The 19,235-nt window shown below is 62.3% G+C and carries 16 protein-coding genes; 4 read left to right on the forward strand and 12 right to left on the reverse strand.

Features of this window, described 5'->3' with window-relative positions; genetic code table 11:
* Positions 1–59: 59 nt before the first annotated feature.
* From JG739_RS25155 to JG739_RS25180, 6 genes are all read right to left on the reverse strand, one after another.
* Positions 60–2,141, reverse strand: a complete 2,082-nt coding sequence (locus JG739_RS25155; RefSeq protein ID WP_202363872.1) for a TonB-dependent receptor domain-containing protein — start codon at positions 2,139–2,141, stop codon at positions 60–62.
* 168 nt (positions 2,142–2,309) lie between these two features.
* Positions 2,310–3,068, reverse strand: a complete 759-nt coding sequence (locus tag JG739_RS25160) for an iron ABC transporter ATP-binding protein (RefSeq protein ID WP_202363873.1) — start codon at positions 3,066–3,068, stop codon at positions 2,310–2,312.
* Entirely contained in the window at positions 3,065–4,039 is a 975-nt protein-coding gene (locus tag JG739_RS25165) for an iron chelate uptake ABC transporter family permease subunit (protein WP_202363874.1), read from the reverse strand. The genes JG739_RS25160 and JG739_RS25165 overlap by 4 nt, the downstream gene beginning before the upstream one ends.
* On the reverse strand, positions 4,032–5,012 hold the full coding sequence (locus JG739_RS25170) for an ABC transporter permease (RefSeq protein WP_202363875.1): 981 nt from the start codon (positions 5,010–5,012) through the stop codon (positions 4,032–4,034). Before JG739_RS25170 ends, JG739_RS25165 begins: the two co-directional genes overlap by 8 nt.
* Positions 5,009–5,911, reverse strand: coding sequence for a siderophore ABC transporter substrate-binding protein (locus JG739_RS25175; RefSeq protein ID WP_202363876.1), 903 nt, complete (start codon positions 5,909–5,911; stop codon positions 5,009–5,011). Before JG739_RS25175 ends, JG739_RS25170 begins: the two co-directional genes overlap by 4 nt.
* Positions 5,912–5,939: 28 nt before the next feature.
* Entirely contained in the window at positions 5,940–6,224 is a 285-nt protein-coding gene (locus tag JG739_RS25180; protein ID WP_202363877.1) for a DUF2218 domain-containing protein, read from the reverse strand.
* Between the two features lie 160 nt (positions 6,225–6,384).
* On the opposite strand from JG739_RS25180, the gene JG739_RS25185 reads away from it, so the two are divergent.
* On the forward strand, positions 6,385–8,094 hold the full coding sequence (locus tag JG739_RS25185; protein ID WP_202363878.1) for an ABC transporter ATP-binding protein: 1,710 nt from the start codon (positions 6,385–6,387) through the stop codon (positions 8,092–8,094).
* Positions 8,095–8,267: 173 nt separating this feature from the next.
* Here JG739_RS25185 and JG739_RS25190 read toward each other — a convergent pair whose 3' ends face one another.
* A complete protein-coding gene (locus JG739_RS25190) occupies positions 8,268–8,528 on the reverse strand; it encodes a DUF680 domain-containing protein (protein ID WP_202363879.1) in 261 nt (86 codons plus the stop codon).
* A gap of 745 nt (positions 8,529–9,273) precedes the next feature.
* On the opposite strand from JG739_RS25190, the gene JG739_RS25195 reads away from it, so the two are divergent.
* A complete protein-coding gene (locus JG739_RS25195) occupies positions 9,274–9,435 on the forward strand; it encodes a hypothetical protein (RefSeq protein ID WP_202363880.1) in 162 nt (53 codons plus the stop codon).
* A 151-nt stretch (positions 9,436–9,586) separates the two neighbouring features.
* On the opposite strand, the gene JG739_RS25200 is transcribed toward JG739_RS25195, so the two are convergent.
* The 3 genes from JG739_RS25200 to JG739_RS25210 form a co-directional block, all read right to left on the reverse strand.
* The gene (locus JG739_RS25200; protein ID WP_202363881.1) at positions 9,587–10,216 is read right to left on the reverse strand and encodes an NAD(P)-dependent oxidoreductase; all 630 of its coding nucleotides are present in this window, start codon (positions 10,214–10,216) and stop codon (positions 9,587–9,589) included.
* Between the two features lie 30 nt (positions 10,217–10,246).
* Entirely contained in the window at positions 10,247–10,876 is a 630-nt protein-coding gene (locus JG739_RS25205; protein WP_202363882.1) for a DUF924 family protein, read from the reverse strand.
* 107 nt (positions 10,877–10,983) lie between these two features.
* Positions 10,984–12,366: an FAD-binding oxidoreductase gene (locus JG739_RS25210; protein WP_202363883.1), complete on the reverse strand. Its 1,383-nt coding sequence runs from the start codon at positions 12,364–12,366 to the stop codon at positions 10,984–10,986.
* Positions 12,367–12,831: 465 nt separating this feature from the next.
* Here JG739_RS25210 and JG739_RS25215 point away from each other — a divergent pair, with 465 nt between their 5' ends.
* Entirely contained in the window at positions 12,832–16,503 is a 3,672-nt protein-coding gene (locus JG739_RS25215; RefSeq protein ID WP_202363884.1) for a PAS-domain containing protein, read from the forward strand.
* Positions 16,504–16,572: 69 nt separating this feature from the next.
* Entirely contained in the window at positions 16,573–17,286 is a 714-nt protein-coding gene (locus JG739_RS25220) for a response regulator (protein WP_202363885.1), read from the forward strand.
* Positions 17,287–17,528: 242 nt separating this feature from the next.
* On the opposite strand, the gene JG739_RS36240 is transcribed toward JG739_RS25220, so the two are convergent.
* The gene (locus JG739_RS36240) at positions 17,529–17,891 is read right to left on the reverse strand and encodes a tetratricopeptide repeat protein (RefSeq protein ID WP_342216423.1); all 363 of its coding nucleotides are present in this window, start codon (positions 17,889–17,891) and stop codon (positions 17,529–17,531) included.
* 62 nt (positions 17,892–17,953) lie between these two features.
* Positions 17,954–19,234 (reverse strand): hypothetical protein, encoded by a 1,281-nt coding sequence (locus tag JG739_RS25225; protein WP_342216424.1) that lies wholly within the window; start codon positions 19,232–19,234, stop codon positions 17,954–17,956.
* Position 19,235 lies beyond the last annotated feature (1 nt).

Below are 19,235 nucleotides of genomic sequence, written 5' to 3' on the forward strand. Positions count from 1 at the left end.
GCAGACGTCTTTTTCGCAGCCGGCACGGGCGATTGCCCAGGCCGGCGTTTTGCCAAGGATCAGAACCGCGCCGTGGCGCTCAGCCGGAACGAGCGGCCGGGATCAAAGTGCGGCGCCACGCCAACGAAATCCTGCCCGTAGGCAGCGCGGTCGGTGTAGGCTTCATCGAAGATGTTGAGGGCGTCGGCGCGCAGTGTGAAGTTCGGCTTCGAAGGCGGCGTCCACTCGACATAGGCGTTCACCACCTCATAGCCGGGCAGTTCCTTCTTCTCGCTTGCCGGGTCAGTTGGATGCCGCACCAGGGTCCTGTCGGTTTTCAAGGCGATTTCGATGTCGCCGCCGACTTTGACGCCCCAATCGTCGAATGAGTAGCCGGCGCCGATCATCACGATCTGACCGAGAGGGGTCGTCAGGTAGCGGCCGATCTCCGTATCAGCCGGCATGCCGTCGACGTCGGCATTGATGTCGGCATATTTCACACTGACGAAGCCGGCGTCCCAATCATAGCGGCCGCCGATCTCCCAGCCCTTGGAAACGAGATCGAGCGTTCGGATCGAGGTGAAAGCAGGCACCAGAGCGCCGCGTCCGAACACCGGCAGGCGGGCGTCGTTGATGTCGGTGCGGAACACGTTCGCCTCGAAGGTGAAGCCGTTGTAGCGCGCCTCCAGACCGGCCGTATAGTTGTTCGACGTCACCGGCTCCGGGCCGTCGCCATAGGTCCAGGCGGGGTTCTGCAGGTAGTTTTCCGCCAGCGGAACACCGCCCCAGACATGCGAGGTACCCGCCTTTACGGTCAGGAACTCCGGCATTAGATCATACTCGCCGGAAATGTTGCCGCTGATGCCGGCGTTGTTCCAGTCCGAGTCGTCGACGCCGGTGAACCATTGGTGATCGGCCCGCCCGCCGAACGAAATCCTGGTCCGGTCGAAGGGCTCCAGCCGCGCCTGGGCATAGGCGCCGACATTGGTGGCGCGCTCGTCCGTGAAGAACGGCTCAGTCGGGTTGAGATAGTCCAATTCGGCCTTGTCGTTGTAGAAATCGAAGCCGGCAGTGATGCTGCCGATGTCGAGCGCGAACCGGTTCTCCACTTTGCCGTTGAAGCTGCTGGTCGCGCCTTCCGTCGGCGAAACCACGGCGCCGAAATATTCGGGCGCCGCGATCTGCGTCTTGCTGTAGGCGAGTACGACCTTGGGGTCCCACCAGCCTTCCGGCGACGTATCGGTATAAGTAAAGACCGTGTTCTGGCGGCGCAGATCGTAGTTTCGCAATTCGGGTTCCCGGCCCGGCCGATTGATATAGACATTGGCGCGATAGGGGCGCAGCGCGTCGTCGCGGACCTGCTCGTGGCTGAGTTCGAAACGATGGCCCTCGACGCTCTCGTAGGCGATCTTGGCCAGCCCGCTGATCAGGTCGGTGCCGGTCCCCGGCATCTCCTGGCCGTTGCCGGCGGTAAAATTGCCGCCACGGCCGTAATTGATGTAGCCGAGATACTCGAAGCCCTCCTGCTGGCCGAAGCCGCTCACCCCGGTGGTGAACGTCTCGCTGTTGGTGTCCCACAGGCCGGTGACGAAACCGCCAAAATTGCGGCCGGGTTCGAGCAGGTCGACGGCGTCCTTGGTCTCGAAACCAAGCGAACCCGCGAGCGCGCCCGGACCGGCGTCGGCCGGCGCGACGCCTGCCTGCACCGACGCCGCCTTTAGAAGTGCCGGGTCGAGCAGATAGGTGCCATTGTGGTGAAACACCTTGTTGTTCTGTCGCGACCCGTCGACGGTCACGGCCAGGTTGTTCTCATCGACGCCGTTGACATAGATCTTCTGCGTGCTGGGGATCGCGCCGCCGACGGCGATTTGCGGCTCACCGGAAAACACCTCCCTCAAATCCTGCGGTTTCTTGCGGTCGATCTCCTGCTGGTCGATGGTGATCAGGTTGGCGCCGGCCGTCGCGTTGGCGCCCGCCCCCACGTCGACGACGAGAATGGTGTCGAGTTGCGTGCCCCCGCCGGGAGCTTGCGCTTCTTCATTTTCTTTGGTCGTCGTGGCTTCCGCTTCTGGGGCGGGAGCAGACTGCGCCAGCGCTTCGGGACACAGGAAAATGGATATCGCGGTGCTGACGGTCAGCGCTCGCAACAGTTCTGGCGACATCGGCTAAATCCCCTCGAATACGGTAGCCCCGGCGGGCGCGAACCGCGCCTGTTGGGACTGCCTTAACGCATCGGTTGCGCTGCGGCAATAAACTTGATAATAAAAATCCACTTTCTACAAGCCGTTGTAACTGTTGCGCTCTTCGAGCGCCGCAGCGGCGGAGCTTACTCAGGCGTGGTGCAGGACTGTCAGCCGACCGGCGATGTTTTCGACCCGCATCGAGAAGCCAAAAATGCTCTCCAGCATATCCGGCCGGATGATGTCGCCGGTCTCGCCCGATGCGATAACGGCGCCATCCCTCATCGCGACGATACGGTCGGCGTAGGAGGCTGCATGATTGATGTCGTGGAGCACGATGAGCACGGTCTTGCCGTGCTCGTCGGCGATGCGTCTCAGCGTCCGCATCAGGTTTCTTGCATGAAACATGTCGAGGCTGTTCAGCGGCTCGTCGAGAAGGATGTAATCCGTTCCCTGGCAGAAGGTCATGGCGACGAGGGCGCGCTGCCGTTGCCCGCCTGACAAGGTATCAATGAAGCGCAGTGCCAGGGCGCCGAGATCGAACTGTTCGAGCGACGCCGCGACGATTTCGCGGTCTTTCGCCGTCAGCCGCCCGCGGTTGTGCGGGAAACGGCCGAACCCCACCAGTTCGGCGACGCGCAGGCGGCTTGCGACGCCGGGATCCTGTCGCAGGATGGCCATGATCCGGGCCAATTGCCGGCTCGGCGTCGTATCGACCGGCAGTCCGTCGACGATGATGCGGCCGCTTTGCAGGGGTCGCAGGCGGGCGATCAACGACAACAGGCTGGACTTGCCGGCGCCATTCGGTCCGACAAGCGCCGTGACGCCGCCCTTCGGTACGGTCAGGCTGACATTATCCAGAATGCGGCTGCCGCCAAGAGCCAGGGAGACGCCTGCAATCTCGATCATCGCCGGCCCCCGGCAAACAGGATGGCGAGGAACACGATGCCGCCGACGAATTCCACGACGATGCCAAGGCTGCCTTCCCCGCCCAGAGCATGCTGGAGGACCGTCTGGCCGCCGACGAGCACGATGATCGCCGTGAGCGCGGCTGCCGGCAGAAGGATGGCGTGGCGGTTGGTGCCGACGATGCGCTCAGTCAGCGAAACCACCAGCAGCCCCAGAAACGCCATCGGGCCGACCAGCGCCGTCGACGCCGACACGAGTGCGGCGACAAAAACCAGCAGCCTGGCAGCCGTGGCGCGCCACGCCAAGCCGAGCCCAATGGCCGTGTCGGTGCCCAGCGCGAGCACATCGAGAACATGTCGCGCCCTCCAGGCGATGGCGACACAGGCCACGGTGATCACGCCGGCCAACAGCAGTAGATCAGGTTCCACCGCATTGAAGCTGGCGAAGACCGTACCCTGCAGTACGGCGAAATCGTTCGGATCCAGCAACCGCGCCAGCAACGTCGTCAGCGATCGGAACAGCACGCCGAGCACGACGCCGGTCAGCAGCATCAGCGTCAGGTCGAAACGCCGGCGAAGCATCGGCAGGAACAGTGCCAGCGCGAGGCTGGTCATAGCGGTGAAATTGCCAAGGAAGTGCAGGCGGGGATCGATGCCGGCAAAGCCGAAACCACTCAGCGCAAAAACCAGCGCGGTCTGGCAAAAGACGTAGAGCGCATCCAGGCCCATGATCGATGGCGTGATGATGCGGTTGGCGCAAACGGTCTGGAACACGACGGTCGAAACCGCCACCGCCACGCCGACCAGAACCATCGCCGCCAACCGTACAGCACGCAGTTCAATCACCAAGGCGAGATTGCCGCGCAGGCCGATGGTCATGAACGCCACGCCGACCAGCACTGCGACCGCCGCCATCATCGCGAGGCGGCCCTCGTGCCGCACCAGGGCGCGTTGCATCACGACTTCAGTCATTGCTGCTTCGGCCAAGCAACAGGACGAGGAACAGCACCGCCCCGACGACGCCGAGGATCGTGCCGACCGGAACCTCGTAAGGGAAACGGATGAGCCTGCCGATGATATCGCAGGCGAGCACCAGCGCCGCGCCACCGCCGGCGACCCATGGCAGGGTGTGGCGCAGGTTTTCGCCGGCGAAGCGCGATACGATGTTGGGAGCGACAAGGCCGACGAACGGGATCGTTCCGACGACGACCACAGTCAGCGCGGTGATGGCCGAGACGATGACCAGGCCGAGCCGAAGCATGCCGGCATAGTTCAGGCCGAGCCCGATGCTGACGTCCCTGCCCAGCGAAAGCATCGTCAGGCGGTCGGCCGTCCACCAGGCCAATACGACCAGTGCGGCCGCAACCCACAACAGTTCATAGCGCCCGCGCAGGATGCCGGAAAACTCGCCCGTCATCCACACTTCGAGATACTGCAGGAGGTCCAGGTGCCATGCGGCAAAGATCGCGGCAGCGCCAATGACGCCGCCATAGACCAATCCGAACAGCGGAACGAGAAAAGGTTGTGTCGGCGGCAACCTATGCGCGAGCATGAGGAAAATGGATGTCCCCGCGAGAGCGGTCACCGCCGCACCGGCTGCCTTCCAGCCAAGCGCTGCATCGGGCCAAACCAGCGTCACCACCAGTATGCCGAGTGCCGCCGATTGCGCGGTTCCAGCCGTCGACGGCTCGACGAAACGGTTGCGGGCAAGCGTCTGCATCACAAGCCCCGCGATGGCCAGCGCGCTGCCGGCCAGAAGGGCCGCCAACGTCCTCGGCAAGCGGCTGATCATGATCAGCCGCAACGCTTCCGGGTCGGAGGCCAAACTGCCTATGGCGAGCTCGCCGACGCCGACGAACAGACTGGCGACAAACAGCGCCAGCAGGGTTGCGGCGCCTACGGCCCAATAAGCGAACCCTTGAGAGCCAAGCGATCCGGCGGTCATTGGGTCCGCGAGAAAGCGTCTCGAATGGTCTTGAGCACGCGCTTCGTCGACTGGACGCCGCCTGCAGCGATGTAGAAATCGGCTGCCGGCATGTAGACCACCTGCCCTTTCTTCCAGGCCGTGGTTTCGGCCACCAGTTCATTGTCGAGCGTCGCCCTGGCATTCTGCTCCCCCGAACCGATCGCCGCGGCGCGATCGAGCACGATGAGCCAGTCCGGATTGGCGTCGCGGAGGAACTCGAAGGAGATCGCTTCGCCGTGGGTGGCGGCCTCGACATCCTCGACCGCCGGCGTGAGCTGGAGCGCCGAATGCAGCCAACCGAAGCGGGACTCCTTGCCGTAGGCGGTCACCTTCGGGCCGCTGGTCATCAGGATCAGTGCCGTGCCCTTGCCCTTGACGGCGGCACGTGTCGACGAAAGCGCCTCATCGAGTTCCGAAGCAAGCGCCGCCGCCTCGGCCGGCTTGCCGACGATAGCGCCGTAGGCCATCAGGCGCTGCTTCGCCTGCGCAAACAGATCATCGCCATTCATCGTCATATCGATGCTCTGCGCAATCCGGCTGGTCGTCGCCAGTTGCGGCGAGGAGCGCCCGCCGACGATGATCAGGTCCGGCGCCAGCGCGCTCAGCGCCTCCAGATCGGGCTCGAAGATGGTGCCGACGGTTTCCGCGCCGTCCTTTAACTCGGCGAGTTCGGGCACATAGAGCTTATCGGGCAAGCCGGCGATCTTCACGCCCAGGCTGTTCAATGTGTCGACCGCCGCAATGTCGAACACCGCGAGCGTTTGCGGCGTCTTTCCGACGATTACCGGGCCCCTCGCGGTTTCGATCTGGGCTGCGAACGCCTGAACGAGGAAAAGCGCCAATGCCGGCAAGGCCAGGACCGACTTGAGCCATCTCATCAGCATGCTCCGTGTCGCAAACGACGCTTCAATCGCGCCAGGCCAATGGCTGGAGATCTTCGCGGAAGGCGAACCGGATGAGATGCGATTCGATTACCTGCTTGGTCTCGGTCAACGCCCTGGTGTCGGCCGCTTCCACCACGATGTCCAGCCGTTCGAGACCGGCATTCATGGTAGCCGTGCCGCAGGAGAACCGGCACTGCCCATGCCCATCGCCATAGGCGACCTCGACCTTGTGCGCGAAATGCTTGCAAAGCTGCTGGAGATATTTGCCAGCATTCGGCGTTTCGCAGCGCGTCGTAGCAGTCAGCATGGAGACCTCATAATATGATGTTTACACTCCACTTATCGTAAGCTATCCGTTCGGACAAGTCGGCGTCGCTGAACAGTCGCCGCAAGAACTGCCTGTAGCGACAGCCCCCGCATAGCCATGCTCCTGGCAGGCCAGACCTTCGAACAGAAAAAGCGTCCCAATGCTGCGTAGATTTTTCGCCTACTACCGCCCCTGGAGAGGTCTGTTCATCCTGGATTTCTGCTGCGCGGTGCTGTCTGGCCTGCTCGAACTCGGGTTTCCGATGGCGGTCAAGCTGTTTGTCGACGAACTGTTGCCGACTGAGCAATGGCTGCTCATCCTTGCCGCGACGGCCGGCCTGCTTGCCATTTACGTGGTGAACACCGGACTGATGGCGGTCGTGGTCTATTGGGGCCATATGCTCGGTATCAACATCGAGACCGAGATGCGCCGGAAGAGTTTTGATCACCTGCAGAAGCTCTCGTTCCGCTTCTATGACAATCATAAAACCGGTCACCTCATCGCCCGGGTCACCAAGGACCTCGAGGAAATCGGCGAGGTTGCCCATCATGGCCCGGAAGACCTGTTCATCGCGATCATGACGTTCATCGGCGCCTTCGCGCTGATGTTCCTGGTCAATCCGCAACTTGCGCTGATTACGGCGGCAATTGTGCCGCTGGTCGCCTGGGTGACAAGCCGCTATGGCGCGCGCATGACGCGCAACTGGCAGGCGCTCTACGGGCGGGTCGGCGATTTCAACGTTCGAATCGAGGAGAATGTCGGCGGCATGCGGGTGGTGCAGGCTTTCGCCAATGAAGACCACGAGCGCAACCTGTTCGCGCGCGACAACGCCAGCTACCGCAAGACCAAGCTCGATGCCTATCGCATCATGGCCGCCAGCACGTCGCTGAGCTACATGAGCATGCGGTTGATCCAACTGGTGGTGATGATCGCCGGAAGCTACCTCGTGCTTCGCGGCGAACTTTCCAGTGGCGGCTTCGTTGGCTTCCTGCTCCTGGTCAATGTGTTCTTCCGGCCGATCGACAAGATCAATTCGGTGATTGAAACCTATCCGAAAGGCATCGCCGGATTTCGCCGCTATGCAGCCCTCCTCGACACTGAGCCGGACATCGCGGATCGGCCCGGTGCATTTGACGCACCGACGCTCCGGGGTGACATCAGCTACCGGGACGTTACCTTCGGCTATGGCGGCGAACGGCCGGTCTTGAAGAACATCGATCTCGACATCGCAGCAGGACAGACCATCGCCTTCGTCGGGCCATCCGGCGCCGGCAAGACGACGCTCTGCTCGCTGCTGCCGCGTTTTTACGAGGTCGACAGCGGCGCCATCACCATCGACGGTCTGGATATCCGCGATATGACGCTGGCCTCGTTGCGCGGCCAGATCGGTATCGTGCAGCAGGACGTGTTCCTGTTCGGCGGTACGATCCGCGAGAACATCGCCTATGGCCGGTTGGACGCGGTCGAAAGCGAGATCGTCGAGGCCGCGCGCCGCGCGCGCCTCGACGAACTCATCGCCTCGCTGCCGGAGGGCCTCGATACGATCATTGGCGAGCGCGGCGTGAAACTTTCGGGCGGTCAGAAGCAGCGCCTGGCAATCGCGCGTATGTTCCTGAAGAACCCGACCATCCTCATCCTGGACGAGGCGACGTCGGCACTCGACACGCAGACTGAGCGGGAGATCCAGCAGTCGCTGGCAGAGCTTGCGCAGGGCCGGACGACACTGGTGATCGCGCACCGGCTGGCGACGATCCGCAATGCCGATCGCATCGTGGCGGTCGCCGATACAGGCATCGTCGAACAAGGTCCGCATGATGAACTGGTGGCGCGCGGCGGTGCTTACTCACGACTGGGCGCGGCTTCAGATTAAAGGATGATGCAGCTCTCAAAGCTTGGGCCGAGGAGAGTTCTCCTGAAACGCACCCAGCCCACGGTACGAGATCGAAAAGGATCTTCCCTCCGCTGGGCGTGACGTGACTTCCAGGCGGCGGGCGAGCCCGCCGCCTGGAAGTCGAATCTCGACCGTGTGGCCGAACGCTGTTGTCAGCGCCCCCAGTTCCCCCGGCCATAACCAGGCGCGGGGATATCGAAGGTCGATTTTCCTGCCGAGGTCGGTGCGCTGTCGGCCGTGTCGACACTCGTTGTGCCGCTCGGGTCGACCGCGTAGCCGTCGTCGGAGACCATCGAATGGTGACCGGTCTTCGGATGGCCGTGGCTGTAGTCGGAGCCATAGTGGTCGCTGCCGGCAAAAGCCATGCCGGAGGCAAACAGCAAGGTGGCAGTGGCAAGAACGATCTTGAGCATTCAATTCTCCATTTTGAGGGTTGGCGTTTTGGCCTCGACGCGCCGTGCCCCGCACCGCATCGATGAGGCCTTTTCGTGCCCTTTGGGCAAACCGACCAACCGCTATCCTCCTGGATGTGCGGCGGCAGGTCGTTCAGCGCACGGTCTCTTGTGGCGTTCGTGCGCTGTTCGGTGGACTGCTCAATGGCAGCCGAGATCACTCACCAATCGGCAGCGTCAGCGCGGCCTGCACGAATGGCGTCTGTTCCCGATCAGTCGTCGCGTAGAGGGGTTGACGTCTGCCCCTTGCCGATCATGGCGTTGTATGAGCCGGCGAGCCCCTTCATGGGCCGGATGGTTTTGGTCAACAAGGCTGGCGCGCAGCCGGTCGGGGAAATCGTATGAAGTAAATGGCCTGTGCATTTTGAACCTCAGGTTGCGATATGAGACGTGTCGGCATCTCGATGAGACTAGATTCTTTGTCTTTTGGCGATTGATATTTTCGTTAATCCTGTTTGACCTTCAGAATCTTCGGTGCCTATTGTCATACACTGCCTTCGTTTCAAGCGTTTTTCTGTCGACCGGCGGGAGTGTTTCGTTTGTTTCAGCGGCACGCGCGATGAGGCGGGGCGCATTTTTGTGGATGGTTGTGGGTCCCGAGTCGCTTGCTCCGGATCAAGAACGATCCAGTCGACAAGATTGCGAACACTCTGGCGCGTAGCCGAGCGGCCCCGAACGAATGGAATGCCGCCTGCAATCTCGCGAAGTGTCCTTTCCGCGCCGTTCGATCGACAGGTCCTGGCGCGGCGCTGCGCGGCCGGTGGTGATCCATATGGTCACCGATCCTGAACGAGAACAGCACGAGCGAAGGCAAGCCGAGCTTGTCCGGCTGCTGCTGGAGGCGAGCACGAGCACCGACGAGCACTGATGCGGTGATTTTGTAACTAACGCCAAAGCTGTTCCTGCGAGGCCCCAACACGGCCTGAGCAGGTCTTGCCTGCGCCATTAGCGGGCGTCCGCAGCAAACGCTACTGCGTGCCTACCGCGCTCGCCGCCTCATCGGGCGGGCCGCCGGCGCCCTAGTACGCGAGTGCGGGGAGCTGACCGGACAGGGGGGTGGCTAGCTGCTTGAGCATGAAGTCGGCGACGTCGGCGCGAGAAATGCGGGTGCCGCCGCTTGGCAGACCGTTGGGAGCGACGCGATAAATTCCCGTATGTGGCCCGTTCGTCAGCGCCATCGGACGGATCGCGATCCAGTCGAGCGAGGATCGCTTGAGGTGTTCAACGGCCAGCCGATGGTCGGCGAGCGTGTCGCGAATGGCGAGCCTTACCGCCCAGGCGAGCAGGGCCGTCAGTGGGTGACGGGAGCCTTCTGACAGCACTCCATAGTTCGAGAGGGCGATGAGCCGGCGCACGCCAGCTTCCGTCATTGCCCAAACGATGTTGGCGGTCGCAGTGGAGTAGAGCCGCGTCGGCCCACGGCGGTTGTCGCTGCCCAGAGCGCTCACGACAATGTCGTGGCCGGGGACGGCGGCGAGGACATCGTCCATGTTGGTTGCGTCACCGCGAAAGACGGTCAGGCGCTCGTAGCCTGATGGCAGGGACGACGGGTCGCGGGCGAAGGCGGTGACATGATGGCCCTCGTCGAGGGCCTGCTGCACAACAAGGCGCCCAACGCCCCGGCTGGCGCCGATGATCAGGAGGTTCATGGTCATATCCTTTGTGGTTGGGCGATCCGCTCAGCCGGCGAAACCGCCCTCATCGAGAAACCGCTGCTCGTCCGGCCGCATGGGGCGGCCGAGGATCGGGTTGCAATGTGGGAAACGGCCGAAGCGCCGGATAATGTCGCGATGGTGCTGCGCCCGCTGGTGCTGTGCCGCTCCGAATTCGCGTGCAAGCTCCACAGAGCGATCCTGCGCCGCGAGTTGCTCGGCATGCGCGTAAGGCAGTCCAAAGAACATCGCGAGAATGGGGTGGACCAGGCGCTGGTGGCCCGCCTCGATGGCTGCTCCGGCGATCTCGATCGCGCCAGCGTCCGTGGCGTACATGCGCGGAGTACCGCGGAAGGCGTTTCGCGGAAACTGATCGAGCAGCAGGAGCAGCGCGAGCGATCCGTAGGCGGTCGCCGCCCAGTCCTCCAGCTCGCCTCGCGCCGCTCGCTCATGGAGCGGCAGGAAGCTGTCGCGGAACTCGCGGTCGAAGTCCGGTCTCGCAGCGAACCATTCCTGAGGGCCGGCGCGCCACCAGTACTCGATGACGCCGATGGCCTCGGCGGGAACGTGCTTCGGATTTGGCGCCGGAACGATGTTCCGCTCGAGGACGGGGAGGTCGTGCGGCTCGTGCCGCAGCAAGGGTGTAGTCGCGGTCATCGGTTATCCTTCACAAATGCAATCTGGGGCGGAGGGGCTGTTACGAGCGCGCGCCACGGGCCTGTCCGCCTCGGCGCGACCCAAGGACGGACAGGCTCTGCCTCGGCTTACGGCCGGATGTTGTGGTTGACGCGGAAGAGGTTGGCCGGATCGTATCTGCGCTTGACCGCGACGAGCCGCTCATAGTTGGCGCCGTAGGCGGCCCGTATGCGCGCTTCGCCTTCATCATCCATCATGAAGTTGATATAGGCGCCACCATGCGGGTTGTGCTTGTGCACCGCGGCCCAATACTCGCTTGCCCAGCGCCTCAGCTCCGGCGCCTTCGTCGGGTCGGGGTCGATGCCGGCGATAACCATGGACCAACGCGCTCGCCGCGCTCCCCAGGCGGTGGCGTCCGGAGCCACTTCCTGGGCCGCTCCGTCGATGGGGTAGAGATGCATCAACGACAGCTCGCTCGGGGTCTTCGAGCCATGCTCGGCATGGGCAGCGATGGCCGCATCCGACAGCTCGTCGACATAATCGCCCTTCCAGTACCACTGCAGGCCCTTCGGCAGCAGCGGATCAAACAGCGCCTGCAGATCGACGAAGGGCATCTGCATCATACCGTCCATCAGAGGCCTGGGAAGCGCGTCGCGCACGGGCTGCATCGCCCGGATGCCGTCCTCCTCCGCGCCGTTGTAGCAACTGATCAGCGCGCAGATGCGCCTTCCCCAGATCTCGCGCGGGAAAGGGTCGCAGGATGGCACCGTCTTGATGCCGAAGAACATCCCGAGCTCTCGCGGCGCTCCGGGCAGGAAGTCACGGTACCAGCGCATGATCTCTGCGGCATGCTCGATGTCGAAGAAGATCGGCCCGGCATAGACATCCTTCGCCGGATGCGCCTGAAATGTGAAGCGCGTCACGACGCCGAAGTTGCCGCCGCCGCCGCGCAGCGCCCAGAACAGCTCCGGGTGTTCGTCCTCACTTGCCGTCACCACGCTGCCGTCGGCCAGCACGACCTCGGCCGCAAGCAGATTGTCGATGGTGAGGCCGTGCTTGCGCGTTAGATGGCCGGTGCCGCCGCCCAGCGTCAGCCCGGCGATGCCTGTGGTCGAGACGAGGCCAGCCGGCACCGCCAGCCCATGAGCGCTAGTGGCACGGTCGACATCGCCTTGGGTGCAGCCGGCCTCGACGCGGACCGTGCTGGTCCTGGGATCAATATCGACCCGTTTCATCGGCGACATGTCGATGACCATTCCGCCGTCGCAACTGCCGAGGCCTGGACCATTGTGGCCGCCACCGCGAATGGCAACAAGCAAATGCTTCTCTCGGGCATGGTTGACTGCCGCGACGACGTCGGCGACCTCGGCGCAGGGGACGATCCAGCGCGGCCGCTTGTCGATCATGGCGTTGTAGAGCCCGCGAGCCTCTTCATAGGCCGGATGGTTTTGGTCAATAAGGCTCGCGCGGAGCCGGTCGGGGAAATCGTGCGAAGTAACTGGCTTATCCATATTGAACCCTCAGGTTTCAGAGCAAGACGCGTAGACACTCGCCAAGACTAGATTGTTCATCCTGGGCGCCGGACATTTGCGCTTCGCCGGTTGAATCTGCCGCATCTGCGGCTCTTCTTGTCATACACCGCCTTCGTTTCAGACGTTTTTCTGTAGTGCGATGGGAGTGTTTCGTTTGTTTCAGCGCGCCTGACGGGTTGACAGGCGACATTTTGTGACTGCTCCAAATCGCTAGCTCGAGTCTTGGTATCCGCTGTGCTGTCCATGCCGTTCGTATTTTCGGCGGTTTTCTGGACCAACGGATAGAGTTTCGTTTCATGTCAGCGCTGGCGAAGACTGCTACGCGCCGAAACAGTTGAAACAAAACACGCACCGGCTGAATGTGTGCTGAAACAAAGAGGGGCTATTATAAGCCCTCGCGGCATCACGCGAACAAAGGGAACGACCATGCGGCCTGATAATCCGGTGCCATCAACACACACAGGCTATGCGCTTTTTGACGCCAACCATGTTCTCGTCGACAGCAATCCGGGGATATTCGGAAGCCGGCGGCTCGACCGCGGCGAGATGCAGCCTACGGACGCCATTGCCGCCGTCGCCGAAGCCCTTTCACATCTAAAGAGTTTCGACGGACGCCCCATCGAGCCGGGCAACGCATTCGTTGAAAGCGCCGCGGCGCGATGGACGCAAATCGACAACGCTCCAGTTGAAGCTGAGACATTGGATGGCAGGTGGAAGTTGCTCACCGCACATCCTCGGCCGGATGGCGGCATGGCCCTGGTAAGCGTCGACATTACCGAGATGAAGCGAGCGCAAATCGCGCACCAGGAGAACGCCGAGATATTCCGCTGCATCACGGACAGTCACCCGCTGCCGGTTTGGGTGGTGGACTCAGGAAGCGGGCAGATCCTCTACGAAAGCCTCGATGCCTCCAAACTGCTTGGCCGAAAATGGACGCCGAACGAGCCGCAATTCCTGACGGATCATTTCGTGAATTCTGGCGAATTCGATGAAATCAGTTCTCTCGCCAGCAACAGCGAGATCGTCCGGGATCACGAAATCCAGCTTAGAAACACCAGCGGATCGGCCGTCTGGTGTTCGACCAACTGCCGTCGCGGCGTCTACGGCGGGCGCCCCTCGCTCATCATCGGCGTATTGGACATCACGGAACGCAAGCAGCGCGAGGATCTGTTCGGTTTTCTGATCAAGCATCACCCGTTGCCGGTATGGATGAACGATGCAAGCTCGGGGGAACTCATCTACCAGAGCAATGCTGCCGAACGGCTGCTTGGATGGAGCAAAAAGGCGCAACGCGAGACGGTGCGGCTCGGCGACTACTTTGTCGACCCGGAGAAACACCGGGAAATCAATCGGGAACTCATGCAAAAGGGCGTCGTCGAAAATTGCGAGGTGCTGCTTAAAAGACCCGACGGCCAGGAGTTCTGGGCCACGGGCAATCTCAGGATCGTCGAGTTCCAGGGCCGGCGAGTGGTTCTCGCCGGCATCGCCGATGTGACCAAGCAGAAGAAGCGTGACGGCGAAGTCGCCGCGGCGCGGGAGATGCTCGCAGACGCCGTTGAATCACTCTCCGAGGGATTTGCGCTGTACGACGAAGATCACCGCCTGGTCATGTGCAACAGCCTTTACCGCGAACTGAACCACCCGGTGCGGGATCTCGTTGAACCGGGTGTGGAATGGAACGAACTCCTTCGCGAATCAGCCAAACGCGGCGTGTACCGCAATGCGATTGGGCGCGAGGATGAGTGGCTCGACGAGCGGCTCCAAAGCCGGATCGAGTTCCACTCCCATTTCGAGGTGCCCCTCTCCGACGGCAAATGGCACTCGGTATCGATACATCCCACCGATCTTGGCGGCTTCGTCGTAACGCGTGCCGACATCAGCGAGCGCAAGAAGGCCGAGGCTTTCGAGCGCGACGCCACGACACTGCTGCAAAAGGTGCTCGATGCCTGCCCCTCGCCGATACGCATGACCACGTTCGAGGGACAAACGCTCTACCGCAATCCTGCCACCAGAGATCTCTACGCCGACCGTCCTCGGATAACCGACCACTATGTCGATCCAGACAAAAGCGCGATATTGGAGCGTACCCTGATCGAAAAGGGCAGGATCGACGATTTTCGGGTCCAGCAGTACGACACCGAGAACAAGGCCTTCTGGGCTTCGATTTCCGCTCGCCTGATCGATTTTCAGGGAAGGCAGGTGATAGTGTCGAACACGACTGATATCACCGACATGATCACCGCCCAGCAAGAAACGCGCAAGGCAAACGAGCGGCTGATCGACGCGATCGAATCTCTGGCCGAAGGGTTTGCCCTCTACGACAGGAACGATTGCCTGGTGCTGGCCAACAGCAGGTACCGCCAGATGCACGCGATAAGCGCGGATGTGCTCGTTCCCGGGGTGAACTGGTTCGATTTCCTCCGCGTGACCGCAGAGCGCAACCAGTTTCCGGTTCCACGCGACAAGATCGACGACTGGCTTGCCGAGCGGGCACGGGACCGCCGCGAATTCCGGCAACAGGAATTCCGTCATACGGACGGGCGTTGGTTTTTCGTCTCGAACTGTCCGACCCGCGAAGGCGGGTTCGTGGTCACCCGTGTCGACATTACAGAGCGCAAGCGGGCCGAGGAGGCCGCCAAGGAAGCGGATGAACTGGTCCGTAAAGTCCTCGAAGCCTGCCCCGTCAACATCCAGATGACCCGCGCGCATGACGGCAAGCTGCTCTACCGCAGCCCCGCCACCGTTGATCTGCTCGGCGACGTCACCAGCGCCGTCGACTATTATGTCGATCCTTCAGAGCGGCGGCGATACGTCGAGCGGCTGCTCGCGACGGGGTCGGTCGACGATTTCGAAACCCAGCTCAAACGCAAGGACGGTGGAACCTGCTGGTGCTCGATTTCGTCTCGGCTGATCGATTACCACGGGGAGAAGGTGATCGTTTCCCACGCCTACGATCTCACCGACCGCATCGAAATGCAGCAGGAATTGGAGCGGCAGCGCGAGACGCTGCACCAGAACGAAAAAATGTCGGCGCTCGGTGGATTGCTGGCCGGGGTGGCACATGAGCTCAACAATCCGCTCTCGGTGGTGCTTGGCCTGTCATCGCTGTTGAAGGAGACCGCTTCCGACGCCAAGGTGGTGGAACGAGCCGACAAGATAAGCAAGGCAGCCGAACGCTGCGCCAGGATCGTCAAGACTTTCCTGGCCATGGCCAGACAGCAGCCGACGCGAACCTCAAACGTTGTGATCGATGACATTGTTTCCGAAGCGGTGGAAGTGGCGAGCTATTCGATTCGATCGTCGGACATCGGGCTTTCAGTTCATCTTGAGCCTGGTCTTCCCCCGATCTGGGCGGATCCCGATCAGCTTGGCCAGGTGCTGATCAACTTGCTTGTCAATGCAGAACAGGCGTTGCACGGCTGGGAAGGACGACGGGCAATCACCGTTTCAACGCGGCTTCATCCCACAACCGGCAACATAGTCGTCAGCGTTGCCGACACGGGTCCGGGAATTCCCAAAGAGATACTTCCCCGCATTTTCGAGCCATTCTTCACGACCAAGGAGATTGGGGCAGGGACTGGGATCGGGCTATCCTTCTGTCATCGGATCGTTCAATCCCATGGAGGAACCATCGAAGTCGACTCCCCCGAGGGGGGTGGCTCGACCTTCATACTCTCGCTGCCTGCTTCGGACCGTCTCGACGAAGAAACCGAAACGGCCGAAGACGAGCTGCCGAATTCAACCGGCATTGCTTGTCTGGTGGTGGACGACGAAGAGGAAGTGGGTGAGCTGGTTGCTGAGGTGCTCAGGCGAGATGGTTTCAACGTCACCATTGCCAGATCTGGCGAAGAAGCGCTGCTGCACCTCAAGAACCGCACTTTCGCGCTGATCCTGAGCGATCTGAAGATGCCTGATATGGACGGAAGGGGATTGTTCGACCAGATTGCCAAGCTCCATCCGGCCGAGCTCGACAGGTTGGCCTTCCTGACGGGGGACACGATCAGTCCGGACGCGCAGATGTTCCTGCGCGCCGCGAAACGGCCCTATCTTGAGAAACCGATCAAACCGAACGAACTCCGTTCGTTTGTCTCAAATCTGGTCAACAACAATACTTGACAGATCAGTTGATTTGCACGTCACTTTAGAGGCAACTTATCCATCAGGCTGGTTGCTCGGTGGTCGATTTTGACGACGACGCACGCACACATAGTGGTCTGCGATGACGAACCGGATATCCGCTACACGGTGGCGGAATATCTGGAGCACCATGGCTATGCCGTGACACCGGCCAATGCGGGGCCTGCCCTGCGTGAACTTATTGATAGCCAGCACGTCGATGTGGTCATATTGGACATCCGAATGCCAGGTGAGGACGGCCTCTCTCTGGCGCGATATCTACGAGAGCACTCGGACGTTGCCATTATCATGCTGACCGGATCGGCGGAAATCGTCGACCGCGTTGTCGGATTGGAGATTGGCGCCGACGACTACGTCGCGAAGCCCGTGGACCTGCGGGAGTTGCTGGCGCGGGTCAAGGCGGTGCTGCGCAGAACATCGGCGAGCGAACGAGTTGCGGAGAAAGCGAGGACTCCGGGCCCTCACCAGGTCCAGTTCGGCAAGTGCCGCTTCGACCCGGACGCACACAAATTATACAACGCCGAGGGGGCCGAAATAGCGATCACCCCGATGGAGTTCCGGCTTCTGAAAGTATTCAGCGAACATCGCGGACGCGTACTCAACCGCGATCAACTGCTCGAACTCGCCCATGACCGCGGGTGGGATCCCTTCGATCGCAGCATCGACATTCGCGTTTCGCGCCTGCGGAAGAAAATCGAGGCCGATCCCTCGAAGCCGGAGGTGATCAGGACGATCCGCGGCATGGGTTACCTCTACGCCTGAGCGCGCCGCTGGCTGGTTGGACCAGCGCCTCGGCCCCTGCGGCTTATGCAGTTTGTGGCTCCAGGGGGATTGCCCTCTTAACCTCTGATCTCGGGTGCGTTTCCACTATGACGTGTGGAACTGAGGCGCACTTACCGGCCAAGCATGTCTTGTTTCAACCTGGGATTGCGTGTCGCAGCCGAGGTTGCGAGGCTGCGACACGTTTCCTCAGCCGACAACGACGCCGGCACCTTAAGCGCAGGTCAGAGCCGTTCGATGCCGAGAAAATCCGGCGCTCCCACCCAGGCAGCCTTGAAGCGCGCATCCATCTCTTCGGCGTCCGCTGCCCTGCCGGTCCTGCGGAAAACCTCGCGCAGGCCCCACAGCGCCCAGGCGTTGTTTGGCGTCTGCTTCAGGACATGCTCGAAAGCTGCCGCGGCCGCCTCGTGCTCGCCCATGGCCATGTGGACCGCGCCGAGCGTCTGGCGGACCGGATAATACCAGTAGGCCGGTTCCATGTAGGCAAGGCCGTCCTCGATCGCGACCGCCGCCTCAAGCTTGTTGCGCGCTTCCCGCAGGTTGCCCTGGCGCTGGGCAATGCGGGCCTCCACGATCAGCGCGCTCAATTCCAGCAGGTCCGGTGCCGGAAGTCCTCCCGCCGTTTCCGTGGAAAAATCGGTCTCGGCAGCTAACTTGCGGATTGCGGCGGTCTCGGCGCGCGCCGCCTCGCTCGCACCCTTTGCGGCGAAGGCGACGCCCCGCGCATATCGCCAGGTTGCCTCGACATAAGGCAAGGCGTTTGCCGGCAGCGGCAGCGCGAGTATGGCCTCGGGATCGCTGTACTGGGCGTGCGCAAAATAGGTCGCCGCCTTGATCGGCTGCAGCCCGGCCACCTTTCTGGCCGTGTATTGGAGACGAGCGATTCGAGCTTTTTGCCCGCCTCGGCGATTGCCTCGACGTCGCCCGCCATCTGGGCGGAGGTCATCAGGAAATGCAGGTTGTGCGGATAATAGCCGTCCGTGTAGACACCGGGCGTGCTCTCCGGCGCTATGCCGACGCGCTCGAAATAGGCCTCGTCTGCTGCCACCGCCTCGCGGTTGATCTCCAGGCTGTCGATCCACCGGCCGACCTGGTGATAGATGTGCGCTGGCATGTGCACGATGTGTCCGGCGCCGGGCATGAGGGCGGCAAGCCGGTCGGCATGAGCTTCGGCCCTTTCCGGCGTCGTGGATGCTTCGACGGCATGGATATAGAGATGGATCGCACCGGCATGATCCGGATTGCGCGCCAGCACCCGCTCCAACGAGGCCACAAGCTTGACCGTGTCCGGCTTTGGCGTTGCTCCGCCGTCAAGCCAGTAGTCCCACGGCATCAGGTTCATAAGCGCGTCAGCGTAGAGCGTGGCGATCTCGTCGTCCTGCGGATGGCGGTCTGCCAGTTCCGCCATCGCCTCGGCATAGGCCTGGTTCAGGGCACCCTGATCGGCCGAACTATCGGCGCTGTAGCGATTGGAGAGCGCGGCGATAAGATCCTTTTCCCGGCTGGAGGCGAGGTGCGCCAGCTTGCGCGCCCGCGCGACGGCTTCGGCGGCATTCGCTGCCGCCTCCTGGCCCATGCTGGCGTTGATGTTGGGGCCGAGCACGTAGGCCTCGCCCCAGAAACACATGGCGCAGGTCGGGTCCAGCTTTTGTGCGGCCCTGAAAGCGCGCTGCGCTTCGAGGTGGTTGAACGCCCACGCCCAGCGCAGGCCCTGGTCGAAATAGGCCTGCGCCAGCGGGTTGGCGGTGGTGACAGGATAGGAGTGGCTGCCGAGGTTTTCGAACAGCGGGACGCTTGCCGAATCCTCTGCAACCGCCGCCTTGGCCTGGCGGTGCGGAACGCCCGTCTCATGGGCGTTCGCGGCGGGCGCCGCCAGAAGGGCGGCCGCGCTCGCACAGGCCAGTAGCGGGAGCCTGAATGAAAGCTTCATG

Origin of the sequence: Mesorhizobium sp. L-2-11 (assembly GCF_016756595.1) — a bacterium.
Lineage (GTDB): Bacteria > Pseudomonadota > Alphaproteobacteria > Rhizobiales > Rhizobiaceae > Mesorhizobium.